Consider the following 14672-nt stretch of genomic DNA (forward strand, 5'->3'; position numbering starts at 1 on the left):
CGCCTACCGATGCTTCCCGCCCGTCTCCCGACGACTCCCGCTCGTCCATCGAAACCACCCTCGATAGCACTCATCGTCTCGAATCGTGAACACGGACGAACGTATAAATCGGCTGGCGGCGATTTCACGGACTCTACGCGAACCGACCGGGTATTCGCGCAACCGACCTCGTGTCGGTTCGCGCCTACTCCCGAATCGGCCGATACGCGCCGTTGATGTCCCACTCGTGGATGCAGAACGGGTCTCCGGTGTGCGCCTCGCTCTCGATTCGCCAGTTGCGCTCGGTGTCGTCCCACACGTCGCGTCGTCCGCACCGCTGGCACTCTCGCTCTCTGGGCGGGTCGAGTTCGGTCATTGCGTGGGAGGAAGACGCACGGGCACTTAAGCCAGTCCCCTCTCACAAGGTTTTCCGGGAGTCCCCGGTCAGTCGCGCGACCCGATACGGACGTCGTCGTACTTGTGCATCGAGAATCCGGCGGCCCCGGTCTTCGGCACGTCCACCCAGTCGTAGTAGAACCCCTCTCCGACGGGGTGATACACCGGGAGGGCGATTACGTCCTCCCAGTTGGCGGTCTCCATCTGACGGTAGGCCTCGACCCGCGCCTGTCGGTCTGACTCGTTCGCCGACGGGTGTGACAAGACGCGCTCCCACGCCCGTTTCGCACGGTCGGCGGCGGGCGTACCGCCCCAATTGAAGAACTGCTCGTCCGACGACGGCGGGTAGAGTATCTCGAGGAAACTGTCCGGGGCGGGGTACTCCATCACCCATCCGTAGGAGAAGGCATCGAGTTTCCCGTTCCGACCGCGTTCGGCGATGGTGGCGAACGGAGCGCGCTCGACCGAGAGGTCGACGCCCACGCGGGCGAGTTTGTCGCGCAGGAGTTTCCCGGTCTCGAACCACGCCGCCGCGTCGTAGACCGTGAGCGTGACCTCCGCGGGGTCGTCCGGTCCGTGGCCCGCGTCCGCGAGTACGTCGCGGGCCGCCTCGAAGCGCGACTCGTCGAGTCCGTACGGGTACTCCTCGGCGTCCGACTGATACGCCGAGTTCCCGCCGGGGTAGACGTTCGGCGGCGTGAGGTGGGCGGCCCGTTCGCCGCGACCCTCGTGGACCTTCTGGACCTGCATCTGCTGGTTCAGGACGTAGGCAACCGCCTGTCGAACTGGCTTGGCGACGCGCTCGGCGTTGAACCCGAGATAGAAGGTCCACGTCTGGGGAATCTGGTGGTACTGGACCGTCTCGCCGTTCTCTGGCAGCGGCCCGTAGGTGCCGACCTTCCGGCCCTTCTCGTCGGTGGTCTCTATCGTCACGAGGTTCGGGTCGAACTTTCCGCTCGGTATCCAGAAGGCGTCGGCGTTCCGGTTGATGGCGTACGTGTACTCGGCCGAGGGAGTGCTGGTGACCTCCCAGCGAATACCGGCGACGTACGGCCCGCTACCGCGGTAGTCGTCGCGCGCGGAGACCGCGTACTCGACGTCCTTCTCCCACGTCTCGAACTCGAAGGGACCCGCACCGACGGGGTTCTCGGTGGCGAACTCCGAGTAGGACATCTCGCCGTCGTACCCCTCGACGTCGCCCACGATGCCTTTCGGGACGACCGAGAGCGACGGGTAGGCCAGCACGCCCAGCGCGGCGTGAAACGGGTCGGAGAGTCGAACCTCGACGGTCCGGTCGTCTATCGCCTCGACGCCGAGCGTGCCGGGTTCGTAGCGCTCGGTGGTTCCGTCCTCGGTTTCGACAGTCTCCGTCCGGTGTTCGACGCCGAGGACGTCGAGCAGTTTGCTCGCCGAGGCGGAGTGTTTCGAGGCCGCGACGCGCTCGAACGAGTAGACCACGTCGTCGGCCCGGACCGACCGCCCGTCGGAGAACGTCGCCTCCGGGTCGAGGTCGAAGGTGTGGACGGTCCCGTCGTCGGAGACCCGGTGGTCGTCGGCCAACAGCAGTTCGGGGTCGATGTTCCCCTTCGGGTAGTGGACCAGTCCGTCGAACAACTGCGTGATGACGGTGGTGGACGCGGAGTCGTTGGTGGCAGCGGGGTCGAGCGTCTGGATGGGTTCCCCGACCATCTGGAACGTCCGCTCTCGGTCGGAGTCGTCTGCCGTCGGTGCGCTACCGGAGCATCCGGCGAGACCGACCCCGACAGCGACGCTCCCGACGGTTCCGAGGAAGGTGCGACGCGACGTGGAGGACGGCGTGGCGGGTTCGTTGGGTTTCATGGTGGAATCTCCCGTCTCGAACGACGGACGTACGTTCTAATTTTAACTTCGCGACAAATATCTACCTACTTCGTCGGAGGTATGGGACCGAAAATCACGGTACACTGACCCAAAACGGTAGCACCGGGGAACGACCACGGCGAGGGACCGTTCTCCGACAGTCGCTAGTGGGCCGGCCTGCCGTCGTCCGACGCGACTCATCGTGAACCCGGGGAGTGTTCGAGACTGAGGGAGGAGACCCTCCCCGAGATGCGACCGAGTGTAATTAAAACAAGTTACGAAATTCTTTTTCCGTAGCGTAATGTCGTTACCTTCGTGTCGAATCGTCGTAACGTCCTCCGCCGCGGCGCGGGCCTGCTCGCGGTCGGAAGCGCCGCGAGCGTCGGTTTGCTCTCGGTCGGTTCCGACGACGGAGCGCGGAGCGCAGGGTCCCCCACTGCGAACGTTCTCGTCGCGGGAAGTCTCCAGACGGTCGCTACCGTGGTCGGTGACGCCACCGTCGAGGCACACGGCAGCGTCGCCTGTCGCCGACTCCTCGAAGACGGTCTGCGCGACCCTGACGCGGTGGCGCTGGCGGACCCGCGCCTGTTCGACGGACTGGTCGAGCGCGCGACCGTCTTCGCCGCGAACGCGCTCGTCGTGGCGGTCCATCCCGACTCACCCGCGGCCGAGTACGCCGCGGGCGACGAAGAGACGACCGACCGCGACGACTGGCGCGGCCTGCTCACGGACCCGGACCTCGCGCTGGGTCGGACCGACCCCGAGCGCGACCCCCTCGGCTACCGGACCGCGATGGCGCTCGACCTCGCCGACGGAATCGACGCCGCGGCCGTCCGCGGGCGGACCGAGGTCTTCCCCGAGACCGGACTACTCCGGACGCTCGAAGCCGGCGGAATCGACGCCGCGTTCGCCTACCGGAACATGGCGGTCGAACACGACGTCCCGTTCCTCGCGTTGCCCGACCGCATCGACTTCTCGAACCCCCGACTGGCCGACGAGTACGCCAGCGCCAGCGTGTCGCTCGACGACCGGACGGTCTCGGGGTCGCCGATTCGGTACGCCGCCCACGCCCGGACCGACCGCGGACGCCGGTGGGTCCGAACCCTCGCTTCGGCGCGCGAGGCGCTTCGGAACGCGGGGTTCGTCGTACCCGACGGCTATCCCCGGACGCGAAAGATACGGGTACATTGAACCGGAATTTACTTATCGCCCAAAGTTTTAGCTAGCCTAAAATGGTCGGTGCAACTCTGAGTGACCTGCGAGAGCGCATCGCAGAACACCACGACGACGGCGGTCGGTACTACGTGAACTGCGCCCGAACGGGCGAACGACCGGTACCGGTCGCGGGCAAGCGATTCCCAGACCGCGAGACCGCCGTGGCGGCCGCCGAACTCGCCGCGGAGTACCGCGCGGAACTCCGGCGCTACGACCCCCGGCTACCCCACTACGACCTCGTTGTCTCGGAGGACCCCGGCGACCGCGACTCGGTGGAACCGGTCACGTCGGTCGCGGACTCGTTGGACTCCGCGACCGCCTCGGACTTTTGTCACGACGTGGCCGCCGCGGTGTTCGAGGCGCTCTCGGAACTCGGTGAGAACAGCGTCGAGCGCGCGGTCTTGGAGGCGTATCTCCACTCCGCGGAGTCGGTGACCGACCCCGACGAGTTGTGTCTGGTTCTGCTCTCGACAGCGGCGACCGAAATCGACGCCCGACTCGACCCGGAGCGACAGGCACAGGTTCTCCGAACTGCCGCGAACCGACTCGGCACGCCGTCGCGGTTGAACGACCCGATGCGCGCGACGCTGGCGCGTCTCGACGGTCTCTCACTGGTCGGCGACTACGCGGTCGTCCCGAACGACGATACCGCAACGGGTGGCGACGCCGAGAATCCGGTCGGGCGTTCGTGGAGGATTACGGTGGAGGAGTACGCCTTCGAAGCGTCCGAGGGCCGAGTTCCGACGCTCCCGTTCGCGGTCGAACTCTTCCGACACCTCCCGGCGGAGACGGTCGCGGTGTCGGACCTGCGAGCGACGGCCGAGAGTCGGTGGGAGTGCGTCGTCTCGACCGACCCCGACCGCGCTCGGGCGGTCAGTCTCGCCGTCCCGGAGAACCGCTGAACGTCGCTTTCGTGACGACGCTGTCGTCTGGACTCCTCACGTCTCGAAATCGGGGAGGTCCTCGGGCGCTTCGTAGTCGGCCTCCCAGTCGATGTAGTCGGACTCCAGCACGTCGCAGACTATCTGGCCGAGTTCGGTCATCGCCGCGTTAATGCCCGAAACCGCGTTCCACGAGTCGAGCTCGGGGTGGTAGTTCCGCTCCTTCCAGTCTTCGGGGATGCCCGGCGCGTGGTAGCCGACCCTGTCTGCGAAGTCGTCCCAGAAGAAGTCGAACTCGCGGAACAGGCCGAGTTCGCGGGCGATTTCGAACTCCGACTCGTCGAGGTCGGTGTGTTCGGACCACTCGCCGAACGCCTCGTCCCACCCGCCGTCCCGGAGGAACTCCTCCAGTTCCTCCCGACGGTAGTCGGTGTCGCCCTGCACCTCTACGTCGTCGTACTCCTGCATGTCGGTCCCGTCTGATAATTCGGGCGGGTCCGGAACGGCAACGTCGAGTCCCATGGTCGGCATGTTGGTCGGGGACGCCGATAAACGTTCTCTACCGAAGGGAGTAACAGTTCGCGTTACGGCGCGGTTTCTGCCGGAGTGCGACAGGGTCGGCGGCGACCGGCTAATCCGGGCGTAATCCGCAGCTCCGGACTGCTACGACTCATTACTCGGTAAATAGTCGTGGATATTTAAGGATACTTCGTCCTGAGGGCCGGTCGCAGTATGTCCGAAACGGAGAGAAAAACGACACGACGGCTGGCGACGATGAGCGTCGCCGTGCTTGTGTTGACGGGATTCGTGGGGGTAGGAATGGCAACAGTCGGAGCGACCGACTCGGGAACGAACGACTCGGGGGCGGCGCAGGTCCGAGTGGCGCACCTCTCGCCGGACGCGCCCGCTGTCGACGTGTTGGTCGACGGGAGCGTGGCGCTCGAAGGCGTCGAGTACGGTACGGTCAGCGACTACCTGCAAGTACCGGCGGGCGAACATACGGTGACGATACGGACCGCCGAGAACGAGACGGTCGTCTTCGAGGGGAACGTCAGCGTCGAGGCCGGGACGATGTACACCGTCGCGGCCATCGGCGAGGTGAGCGAGGACACCTTCCGACCGGCGATATTCACGGACGACGTCGAGGTATCCGAGGGGAACGCCTCGGTTCGGCTAATCCACGCGTCACCCGACGCACCCGCCGTGGACGTGACTGTCGCGGGGTCCGGCGCGGTCCTCTACGACAACGTGACGTTCGGTAACGCGACCGACTACGTGGAAGTTCCCGCGGGCGACTACACGCTCGAAGTCCGACCCGCGACCGAGAACAACGACGGTGAAGTCGTGACTACGTTCGACGTCTCGCTGGAGAGCGGGACGGCGTACTCGGCGATAGCGTCGGGGTATCTGACGCCCGACGACGAACCGGCAGACGTTCCGTTCGACCTCATCGTGGCGACCGACGCTGGCGGTGAGGCGATGACGAACGAGACGACGGCCGAGGCGTAACGACGACCACTGCCCGACTCGCAGTAGTCGGGCCTCCATTTTTCGAGTACCGGAGTCGCCTGCCCCCAGCCAAGTCCGTTGCGGTCCGGTCCAAAACAGGCAACCGGCGTTCGGGCGAGTTCAGTACGTTCATTGTTCCGCTGGCGTAATCCGCTACCATGACCGATTTGATGGACACGTACATCGAGAATCGCCACCTGATTCAGCCCAACCACACCAACAATCTCGGCATGGCCCACGGCGGAAACGTCATGAAGTGGATGGACGTTGACGGGGCGCTCTCGGCGATGCGGTTCGCGGGCCAGACCTGCGTCACGGCCCGCATGGACCAGATGAACTTCGTTCAGCCGATTCCGGTCGGCGAGACGGCGCTGATACAGGCGTACGCGTACGGGGCGGGCGAGACGAGCGTACGCGTTCGTCTCAAGGCCTTCCGCGAGAACCCCCAGACGGGCGAGACGGAACTGACGACCGAATCGTTCTTCGTCTACGTCGCCATCGACGACGACCACGAACCGTCGCCGGTCCCGGAACTGACGGTGAACAGCGAGAAGGGCGAGCGACTCCACGAGCAGGCACTGGAGGGCGAAGCCGAGATTCCGAACGGGGCGTAGTGTAGATTCCCGATTCCGACGGTGGTGCTCCGTATTCGGCACTGCTGTTCTCTGCTCCGTACGCAGCAGCTTTCGTCTAGTTCTCCTCTTCCCGGTCGCGCACACCGGAACTCCATTGCTCGGAGAAAGTGGCCGTCCTATCGCTGTCGGCCCTGCTGGTTCTCGTTGCCCTCTCGACCGTGGTGATGATGATGGTGGTGGTGATGGTGGTGCTGTTCGCCGCCCTGTCTGCTCTGCCCGCGCTGGGTATCGTCACCGCCGCCGTACTGGCGGTTCATGTGTTCGCCCTCGCGCATCTGGCGCGTGTCGGTCTGGCCCGCCTCGGCCCGCCGCGCTTGGGCCTGCCCTTGGCCGGTCTGCTGGTGCCGTCCCGACTGCTGGCGGTGACCCGTCCGTTGGTTCCGGTCAGTCTGACGGTGCTGGCCAGTTTGCTGACTGTGGCCACTCTGTCGATGTCGAGCGGTCTGTTGCTGGTCGGTCTGCTGGGGACCGCGTTGCACGGGGCGGTGTTGACTCGTCTGGTGGCTCTCGGGTTCTTGCCCGGTTTGTTGGTGCTGGGTGCGTCCGTGCCCGGTTCGTTGGTGCTGGGCGTCTTCGTGGCCGGACTGCTGGTGCTGGGCGTGGCCGTGCCCGACGTTCTGGTGCTGGTGGGACTCGTGGTGTTGGCTCGTTCCCTCCGGTCCGGCCCCTCGCGGCCGGTCCCGACCGTCCGAGCGATTTCGAGTGCCTCGCTCCCGGTCGTCCATCTCCTCGTGCTGATACTGTCTGTGCCCTCTACGGCCTCCCCAACGGCTCTGAGTGTTCCGTGCCATAGTGGTTTCTCCGGTCAGTTACACCACCGGATTCTCCTTAGGGGTACTGGGCAGATACTGACAGATTCCGTTCGCCGACGGAACTCTCGTCGGTTCGGTCGGTAACTGCACGGTCACGAATCTTTCCGGTCCGGGCCGGCGGAACTCTCGGGGCACTGGTAATTCTCTCGGCACCGACAACGGTAAAAAGGGATAGCGTGTAAGGCGAACGATGAGCGATTCAGCCGAGTTAGACGCCGGCGACGACGGAGGCGGCAGCGTCCACGTCGTCGGAACCGCCCACGTCTCCGCAGACAGCGTCGAGGAGGTGCGCGAGACCATCAACGAGCGACGTCCCGACGTGGTCGCCGTCGAACTCGACGAGGGGCGCTATCGCCAGATGAAAGGCGAAGTGGCCCAAGACCTCGAACCCTCCGACCTGCTGGAAGGAAACACCGTCTTCCAGTTCATCGCTTACTGGATGCTGTCGTACGTGCAGGCCCAGATGGGCGACCGATTCGACATCGAACCCGGCGCGGACATGGAGGCGGCCATCGACGCCGCCGAGGCTATCGGTAGCGAGGTGGCGCTGGTTGACCGCGACATCCAGATGACCATCCAGCGCTTCTGGGCGCGGATGTCGGTCTTCGAGAAACTGCGGATGGTCTGGGAACTCTGTCTGGCGATGGTCGGCGTCGGCGGGGCCGGAGAGGAAGAGGAGGACTTCGACGTCGGGGAACTGACCGACGGCGACGTGGTGACCGCGATGATGGAGGAGTTCCGCCAGTTCTCTCCCGGCGGGGCGGAAGCCCTCATCGACGAACGCGACGCCTTCATCGCCCACCGACTCGTGGCGCTCCGACGGGCGGGCCACGACGTGGTCGCGGTCGTTGGCGCGGGCCACCGCGCGGGCATCGAGGAGTACCTCGACCACCCCGAGCGCCTGCCGCCGATGGAGGACCTCGTCGGCACCGAGTCCGGGAGTCGGTTCTCTCCGTTCAAGATTTTCGGCTATCTGATGGCTGCCGGCTTCCTCACGTTCTTCTTCCTGCTGTTCATGGCCGGCGTGCGGAACGCGCTCCTCCTGAAGGTGTTCGGGGCGTGGTTCCTGTTCAACGGTATCTTCGCGTTCGGACTGGCGAAGTTGGCCGGCGCGCGTTGGACCTCGGCGGGCGTCGGCGGAGCGGTTGCGTGGCTCACCAGCGTCAACCCCCTGCTCGCGCCGGGGTGGTTCGCCGGATACGTCGAACTCCGGTACACCTCGGTCAACGTGGGCGACATCGCCGAACTCAACGAGATTCTGAGCGACCAAGAGACCCCGATTCGAGACCTCCTCGGGCAGATGATAGACGTCCCGCTGTTCCGACTCATCGCCATCGTGGCGATGACCAACGTCGGCAGCATGATAGCGAGTTTCACGTTCCCGTTCGTCGTCCTGCCGCTGTTGGGGGCGCAGGTCGGCGTCGACCAGATACCCGACTTGATGATACAGGGCGCGCAGAACAGCGCTGACCTCATCGTTCGGACGCTCACATGAAGGTCGGAACCATCCGGTTCGGAACTCGCGAACTGCTCGACATCGCGGTGGCGTGGGCCGCCCTGAGCGTGGCGTTCGCGCTGTTCTTCGCGGGCGGCGGCCGACGGTCATCTACCGGCCGACCGTCCTGCTCGGTCTGCTCCCGGCGAGTCTCGTGACGGCGGGACTCGGCTTCCTGCTCCACGAGATGGCCCACAAGGTAACCGCGATTCGATTCGGTCAGGTCGCGGAGTTCCGCGCGGACTACGGCATGCTGTTTCTGGCGGTCGCGGGCGCGCTCGCCGGCTTCCTGTTCGCCGCGCCCGGCGCGGTGTATCATCGGGGTCGGGCCACGCTCCGGGAGAACGGTCTCATCGCACTGGCCGGGCCGCTGACCAACGTCGCGCTCGGGGTGGCGTTCTTCCCGCTCGAACTCCTGCTCGGCGGGCCGCTCGGGAGCGTCGCGGCGCTGGGCGTCCGCATCAACTTCCTGCTGGCGGGGTTCAACATGATTCCGTTCGGCCCGCTCGACGGGAACACCGTCAAGAAGTGGAGTCTCGGCGCGTTCGTCGGGTTCGGTCTCCCCTGCTTCGCGCTGGCGGCGTGGGCGCTCTTCGGGTTCTCGTTCGTCTGAGAGGCGGTCGCTTTTCCTCCTCCGTACTACCTCGCTAACGGGCGGTTAGTCGCCCGAGGAGAACGAGAAGAGCGAGGAGAACGACCGTTGGGGCGTGGTCGGCTCCTCGACCTGCGTCCAGACCAGCACGACGCCGACGGCGGCGAGCGCCGCGCCGAACGCGAACGGGACGACGAACCCGAACGAGACGAGAAATCCCGACACGAGGGGACCGAACGCCACGCCGAACCCGAACGCCATCGTCAGCACCGAGAGCGTCGTCCCCGACAGTCCCTCGGGCGCGAGGTCACCGGCGAGCGCGAGCGCCGGGGCGAACACCATCGCTCCGGCCGCGCCTTGGACGAACCGAGCCGAGAACATCAACCACGGGTCGTAGACGAGTCCCTGAACCAACGTCGTGGGGACGAGCAGTATCGTCCCGACCACGATGAAGCCCTTCCGCCCGTAGAAGTCGGTCGCGCGTCCGATGGGTACCTGCAGCAGTACCTGAGCGAGGACGAACGCCGCGAACTGGAGACCGAACAGCGTCGGCCCTTGGTCGAGTCGGGCGTTGATGATGTCGCCCAGCGTGGCGAACAGCGCGATGCCGACCGCCATGAAGAAGGAGACGACGCCGAGCGTGAACACGGGGTCGAGCACTCCCCGACCGTCTCGGTCGATGACTTCGATTCCCCCGAGTCCTCGGTCGTTCTCGTCGGTCGCCGGAACCTTGGGGTCGCGAATCAGGAACAGGATGAGGAAGAAACTGATGGTCGCCGTCAGCGTGGCGAAGTAGAACGCGGCGTCGAACCCGCTGAACGCGACTCGGAGCGCGCCGAGGTCGATAGCGTACGGCCCGGCCGAAACCACGACGCCCGCCGCGACGGGACCGACGCCGAAGCCGACCAGTCGGAACGTGTTGTAGGTCCCCATGTTCCCGCCGCGGTTCGACGAGGACGCGAGGTCGTTGACGAGCGCGACAGTCGTCGGGATGATGAGCGCGCCGGCGATTCCCTGCAACACCCGGAGTCCGACGAGATGCCAGTAAGTGGACGCCAGCGAGTACGAGAAGCTCGCGGTACCGATGAGGACGAGACCCGCGAGTACGAACACCTTTCGTCGCCCCGTGCGGTCCGAGAGCCGCCCGGTGAACGGCTGTAAGGGACTGTTGACGAATCCGAACAGCGAGAGCACGATGCCGGTGACGGCGACCTCGTTCAGTCCGAAGGTGGCCCCGGAGATGGCCCCGTTCCCGATGAACAGCGGGAGGACGACGATGAGAAACGAGTTGCCGACGGACTCGGTCATACGGGCCAGTGCCAGCGTCACGACTTGCGAATCGACCCCCAGCCGGTTCGACATTAGCCGTGACTCACCGCGTCTGGCCGGGTCATGCGACGAAGTTAGTTATCACTACGGAATACAATTGTGAAGGCGGAAGCCGACGCCTCGGTTCGCTCACTCCTCGCTGGCCCGACTTCGGACGACCACCTCGTCGTCGGTCACCGACTCGACCTCGGTTTCCTGTAGCGTATAATCCTCCTCGTCGCCCCAGTCGAACCGTCGTTTGACGGATTCGGGCAAGTCCGAATCCAAGTTCACGTGGACGACGCCCGCATCGACCTTCATCACGGTACCGATAGACTCGCCGTCCGTTCCGACTATCTGTTTCCCCTGGTCGGCCTCGGTAATCGGTTCGCTCACGGCCGTAGCGGCGACGCGGCGGGCCAAGAGTACTGTGGGCGGGGACTGATAGGACTCGTCCGAGAGGGTATCGACTGCTCGTCCGCACTCCGGACGCGTTGATTCTCCTGTGACCGAAGATGGTCGAAGACTCCGACGCTCCCGCCGGACGGCAAACGGTGGAACTTTACTCGCGCGCCGCGCCGCTTCGACCATGAGCGACGACGAGGAACTCACCTACGCGGACGCAGGGGTGGACATCGAGGCGAGCGAGGCCGCAACGTCGGCGCTGGTCGGCGCTGTCGGCGACATCGACGAGAGCGAGTACGCGGGCCTGCTCGACATCGGCGACCGCTACCTCGCGCTGGCGACCGACGGCGTGGGCACGAAACTGCTCGTGGCCGAGGCGCTGGGCGACTACTCGACGGTCGGTATCGACTGCATCGCCATGAACGCCAACGACCTCGTGGCGTCCGGGGTAAAACCGGTCGCGTTCGTGGACTACCTCGCGGTGGACGAACCGAGCGAAACGTTCTCCCAGCAGGTCGGCGACGGTCTCGCGGCGGGCGCGGAGGAGGCGGGCGTGGCGCTGGTCGGCGGCGAGACGGCCGTGATGCCCGAAGTCATCAAGGGACTCGACCTCGCGGGCGCGTGCGTCGGACTCGCGCCGAAGGACGCGGTGTTCCCCGGCGAGGCTGAGGTCGGCGACGCGCTGGTGGGGTTCCCCGCCAGCGGCATCCACTCGAACGGACTCACGCTCGCCCGCGAGGCCGCCACGCGCAACTACGACTACGACGACCCGTTCCCGCTCGACGCGGAGGACGGCGGGGAAGCCCGGTCGGTCGGCGAGGTCCTGCTCGAACCCACCCGCATCTACACCTACCTGCTCGACCACCTCAGAGACTGGGACGTCCACGCCGCCGCCCACGTCACGGGCGGCGGGTGGACAAACCTCTCGCGGATGGGCGAGTTCCGGTACGAGATTACCGACCCGTTCGACGCCCACCCGGTCTTCGAGTTCGTGCAGGCGGAGGGCAACGTGAGCGACGAGGAGATGCACCGGACGTTCAACATGGGCACCGGGTTCGTCGTGGCGCTCCCCGCCGACGACGCCGAGTCGCTGGCGGCCGAGACCGACGGCCGAATCGTCGGCGAGGTCGAAGAGGGCGATTCGGTCGCGATTCGCGGACTGGAACTCAAGGGATAGGCGGTTTTTAGTTGTCGTATTTGTTCTGACGAGTAACTCTGAGAGTCCAAAGCTAACTGGTTGGTAACGATTCGACGATACTGGAAGACCCTCAGAACGCCGCCAGACTCGACTGCAACTCCCGCTCGCTCTCCTCGTCGTGAATCTCGTAGCCGACCAAGTCGCGCATGTCCACGGCGTAGGTGGTCCCGCCGCGCTCCAGCACCAACACTCGGCCCTGAACGCCGACTATCTCGCCCGTCGCCAGCGTCTCGGCCACCGGCGCGGCGTCCAACTCGAACCCGTAGTCGAAGTCGTACCTCTCGATACTGTCGAACTCCGCGAGGGTCGAGTCCCACGCCTCGGCGTCCACCTCGCGGTGTAGCCCCGAAATCTTCGCGGGGACGCGCACGCGGTCGGTGAACTCCTCGGCTATCCGAGACTCGATTTCGCGGGCGACGCGGCCGTTCTCGACCGTCCGGAGGTGGGCGGCGCGGTCCGCACCCTGTTCGCGGAGGCGGGTGCGGAGTCGCCACTCCTTGGTCACGCCGACCTTGAACGTCGCGGGCGCGAACGCCGCGAGGTAGACGGCGTGGTCGTCGTAGCAGTCCATCTCGTCCTTCAGGCAGGTGCCGGTACACCGGGCGCAGACCCACGTGCTGGTGTGTCGGTCGCAGTGAGGCGCGTCGTCGTTCTCGCAATCGAAGTGGGTCGTCCCGTCGAGCGTCCCGGCGCATCGGCGCTCGCCCAGCGAGTAGCCGAGGCTCTCACCGGACTCCAGCGACTCCCGGCGGACCTCCCGGTCGTCCGCCACGAGCAACCCCGGCGATTCGCCGTCGCGCTCCGTCTCGTACCCGACGATTTGCACGCCCTCGGCTACGCGTTCGACTCCTAAAGGCGTGCGGTTCGTCCGCCGGGCGACGCCGCCGCGGTGTTTAGCCTATGTTCGAGAGACAGCACGCTCTCGGCGGTCGGCGGTATCCGAGTCCGAGTGGTATCACCACGTATCCTGCGACCCTTTCGGGCGGCTACCAGAGTTTCATCAGTCTAGACCCTAGGAAAAGTTTTACATTGTTTTATGACGATACAATTGACGAGGACGGTCGTGGTACTTGTTCGCACATCCCGCCGACTCGGACGGGAGAGTGCCCGCGCAGTACGGTAGCGACGCATCCGGTCCGGGTGACTCTCGATTTTTCAAGTTTCCGCTTTCATCCAACCAATTAAGTTAATTTTATTAGGAAAAAATTCATTATATTTCGCCTCATTAATTCTGATGCCATGCAAGGCAAAGACAACAATGTTCGGAGGCGTAACGTACTCAAGATGGCCGGTGCGTCCGTGGCGACCGCCGCGGGAAGCGGCCTCGCGGCCGCGAAGCCCGACGATACGGTCGAAGTCAACGTCGGGTTCGAGTCCGACAGCGGTCGGACGGCCGCGCTCGACGCCGCGAGCGAGGTCGTCCGGACGTTCGCGTTCGACGCCTTGACCATCCGCGCTCCGAAGCGGGCGGTCACCGGTCTCGAACGGCGCGCGGACGTTCGGTACGTCGAAGAAAACGGCACCTACCACGCGCTGGCTCAGACCCTGCCGTGGGGCATCGACCGCGTGGACGCCGAGGTCGCTCACGCTAACGGCGAGACGGGAAGTGGTGCCGATATCGCCATCATCGACACGGGCATCGACGACGACCACCCAGACCTCCAGGCAAACGTCGGCAAGGGCAAGGCGTACGTCGATTGCCGCGGCAGGAACTGTAACTACCCGTGGTCGGACGACAACGACCACGGCACCCACTGTGCGGGCATCGCCGACGCCATCGACAACACCGAGGGCGTCGTCGGTGTCAGCACGGAGGCCACGCTCCACGCCGTCAAGGTGCTGGACAACTCGGGGAGCGGTTCGTGGTCCGACGTGGCGGCGGGCATTGAGTACGTCGCCGACCAGGGCTGGGACGTGGGGTCGATGAGCCTCGGCGGTAGCTCGGGGTCCTCGACCGTCAAGGATGCCTGCCAGTACGCCTACAACAACGGCGTGCTCCTAGTGGCGGCAGCCGGCAACGACGGCCCCTGTTCGGACTGCGTGGGCTACCCGGCGGCCTACGACGAGTGCATCGCGGTCAGCGCGACCTCGAGCGACGACTCGCTGGCGAGTTTCTCCAGCACGGGGACGGAGGTCGAACTCGCCGCGCCCGGAGAGAACATCTACTCGTCGATTATCGGCGGTTACGACACGTTCGACGGCACGTCGATGGCGTGTCCGCACGTCTCGGGCACCGGCGGCCAGCTGATGGCCAACGGCTACACCAACACCGAGGCCCGCAACCAGCTCCAGTCGACGGCCGAGGACATCGGTCTCTCCTCGAACGAACAGGGCCACGGTTTGCTCGACACCGCCGCGGCGCTCGGCCTCGACTCCAGCGACAGCACGTAGACGTGTCGCGAGAGCCG

At 65.6% G+C, this 14672-nt stretch carries 14 protein-coding genes and 1 pseudogene; 8 read left to right on the forward strand and 7 right to left on the reverse strand.

What is annotated here, in order from left to right:
• Positions 1 to 184: 184 nt before the first annotated feature.
• Positions 185 to 355: an HEWD family protein gene (locus FXF75_RS22115; RefSeq protein WP_205427427.1), complete on the reverse strand. Its 171-nt coding sequence runs from the start codon at positions 353 to 355 to the stop codon at positions 185 to 187.
• Positions 356 to 423: 68 nt separating this feature from the next.
• The gene (locus FXF75_RS11030) at positions 424 to 2214 is read right to left on the reverse strand and encodes an ABC transporter substrate-binding protein (RefSeq protein WP_163521910.1); all 1791 of its coding nucleotides are present in this window, start codon (positions 2212 to 2214) and stop codon (positions 424 to 426) included.
• A 315-nt stretch (positions 2215 to 2529) separates the two neighbouring features.
• Here FXF75_RS11030 and FXF75_RS11035 point away from each other — a divergent pair, with 315 nt between their 5' ends.
• Both FXF75_RS11035 and FXF75_RS11040 read left to right on the forward strand, forming a co-directional pair.
• Complete coding sequence (locus tag FXF75_RS11035) at positions 2530 to 3405, forward strand: extracellular solute-binding protein (protein ID WP_163521911.1); 876 nt, start codon at positions 2530 to 2532, stop codon at positions 3403 to 3405.
• 41 nt (positions 3406 to 3446) lie between these two features.
• Positions 3447 to 4331 (forward strand): hypothetical protein, encoded by an 885-nt coding sequence (locus FXF75_RS11040; protein WP_163521912.1) that lies wholly within the window; start codon positions 3447 to 3449, stop codon positions 4329 to 4331.
• Between the two features lie 36 nt (positions 4332 to 4367).
• Here the strand turns inward: FXF75_RS11040 and FXF75_RS11045 are convergent, their stop codons facing one another.
• Entirely contained in the window at positions 4368 to 4832 is a 465-nt protein-coding gene (locus tag FXF75_RS11045) for a hypothetical protein (RefSeq protein WP_163521913.1), read from the reverse strand.
• A gap of 297 nt (positions 4833 to 5129) precedes the next feature.
• Here FXF75_RS11045 and FXF75_RS11050 point away from each other — a divergent pair, with 297 nt between their 5' ends.
• Positions 5130 to 5819 carry a DUF4397 domain-containing protein gene (locus tag FXF75_RS11050; RefSeq protein WP_240334602.1) on the forward strand — a complete coding sequence of 230 codons (690 nt, stop codon included), beginning with the start codon at positions 5130 to 5132 and terminating at the stop codon, positions 5817 to 5819.
• Between the two features lie 158 nt (positions 5820 to 5977).
• A complete protein-coding gene (locus FXF75_RS11055) occupies positions 5978 to 6433 on the forward strand; it encodes an acyl-CoA thioesterase (RefSeq protein WP_163521915.1) in 456 nt (151 codons plus the stop codon).
• A gap of 137 nt (positions 6434 to 6570) precedes the next feature.
• On the opposite strand, the gene FXF75_RS11060 is transcribed toward FXF75_RS11055, so the two are convergent.
• Positions 6571 to 7179, reverse strand: a complete 609-nt coding sequence (locus FXF75_RS11060) for a hypothetical protein (protein WP_163521916.1) — start codon at positions 7177 to 7179, stop codon at positions 6571 to 6573.
• 277 nt (positions 7180 to 7456) lie between these two features.
• Here FXF75_RS11060 and FXF75_RS11065 point away from each other — a divergent pair, with 277 nt between their 5' ends.
• Together FXF75_RS11065 and FXF75_RS11070 are read left to right on the forward strand one after the other, a co-directional pair.
• Positions 7457 to 8761 (forward strand): TraB/GumN family protein, encoded by a 1305-nt coding sequence (locus FXF75_RS11065; RefSeq protein ID WP_163521917.1) that lies wholly within the window; start codon positions 7457 to 7459, stop codon positions 8759 to 8761.
• A pseudogene (locus tag FXF75_RS11070) lies at positions 8758 to 9374 on the forward strand (metalloprotease). The gene FXF75_RS11065 and the pseudogene FXF75_RS11070 overlap by 4 nt, the downstream one beginning before the upstream one ends.
• Before the next feature lie 45 nt (positions 9375 to 9419).
• Here FXF75_RS11070 and FXF75_RS11075 read toward each other — a convergent pair.
• Positions 9420 to 10715, reverse strand: a complete 1296-nt coding sequence (locus FXF75_RS11075; RefSeq protein WP_163521918.1) for an MFS transporter — start codon at positions 10713 to 10715, stop codon at positions 9420 to 9422.
• Between the two features lie 96 nt (positions 10716 to 10811).
• Complete coding sequence (locus FXF75_RS11080) at positions 10812 to 11057, reverse strand: PRC-barrel domain containing protein (RefSeq protein WP_163521919.1); 246 nt, start codon at positions 11055 to 11057, stop codon at positions 10812 to 10814.
• A gap of 193 nt (positions 11058 to 11250) precedes the next feature.
• On the opposite strand from FXF75_RS11080, the gene purM reads away from it, so the two are divergent.
• Positions 11251 to 12243, forward strand: a complete 993-nt coding sequence (gene purM, locus FXF75_RS11085; protein ID WP_163521920.1) for a phosphoribosylformylglycinamidine cyclo-ligase — start codon at positions 11251 to 11253, stop codon at positions 12241 to 12243.
• Positions 12244 to 12334: 91 nt separating this feature from the next.
• On the opposite strand, the gene FXF75_RS11090 is transcribed toward purM, so the two are convergent.
• Positions 12335 to 13090 (reverse strand): DUF2797 domain-containing protein, encoded by a 756-nt coding sequence (locus FXF75_RS11090; protein ID WP_163521921.1) that lies wholly within the window; start codon positions 13088 to 13090, stop codon positions 12335 to 12337.
• Positions 13091 to 13503: 413 nt separating this feature from the next.
• Between FXF75_RS11090 and FXF75_RS11095 the strand changes: the two genes are divergently transcribed.
• A complete protein-coding gene (locus FXF75_RS11095) occupies positions 13504 to 14655 on the forward strand; it encodes a S8 family peptidase (RefSeq protein ID WP_163521922.1) in 1152 nt (383 codons plus the stop codon).
• Positions 14656 to 14672 lie beyond the last annotated feature (17 nt).

This window comes from Halorussus sp. MSC15.2 (assembly GCF_010747475.1).
Classification (GTDB): Archaea; Halobacteriota; Halobacteria; order Halobacteriales; family Haladaptataceae; genus Halorussus.

Excerpts from the sequence above, each read along its gene's own strand:
- FXF75_RS11050 (WP_240334602.1), top strand. The coding sequence starts at position 5,130 with ATGGCAACAGTCGGAGCGACCGACTCGGGAACGAACGACTCGGGGGCG.
- FXF75_RS11065 (WP_163521917.1), top strand. The coding sequence starts at position 7,457 with ATGAGCGATTCAGCCGAGTTAGACGCCGGCGACGACGGAGGCGGCAGC.
- FXF75_RS22115 (WP_205427427.1), bottom strand. The coding sequence starts at position 355 with ATGACCGAACTCGACCCGCCCAGAGAGCGAGAGTGCCAGCGGTGCGGA.
- FXF75_RS11045 (WP_163521913.1), bottom strand. The coding sequence starts at position 4,832 with ATGGGACTCGACGTTGCCGTTCCGGACCCGCCCGAATTATCAGACGGG.
- FXF75_RS11095 (WP_163521922.1), top strand. The coding sequence starts at position 13,504 with ATGCAAGGCAAAGACAACAATGTTCGGAGGCGTAACGTACTCAAGATG.
- FXF75_RS11040 (WP_163521912.1), top strand. The coding sequence starts at position 3,447 with ATGGTCGGTGCAACTCTGAGTGACCTGCGAGAGCGCATCGCAGAACAC.
- purM (WP_163521920.1), top strand. The coding sequence starts at position 11,251 with ATGAGCGACGACGAGGAACTCACCTACGCGGACGCAGGGGTGGACATC.
- FXF75_RS11055 (WP_163521915.1), top strand. The coding sequence starts at position 5,978 with ATGACCGATTTGATGGACACGTACATCGAGAATCGCCACCTGATTCAG.
- FXF75_RS11075 (WP_163521918.1), bottom strand. The coding sequence starts at position 10,715 with ATGTCGAACCGGCTGGGGGTCGATTCGCAAGTCGTGACGCTGGCACTG.
- FXF75_RS11030 (WP_163521910.1), bottom strand. The coding sequence starts at position 2,214 with ATGAAACCCAACGAACCCGCCACGCCGTCCTCCACGTCGCGTCGCACC.
- FXF75_RS11060 (WP_163521916.1), bottom strand. The coding sequence starts at position 7,179 with ATGGACGACCGGGAGCGAGGCACTCGAAATCGCTCGGACGGTCGGGAC.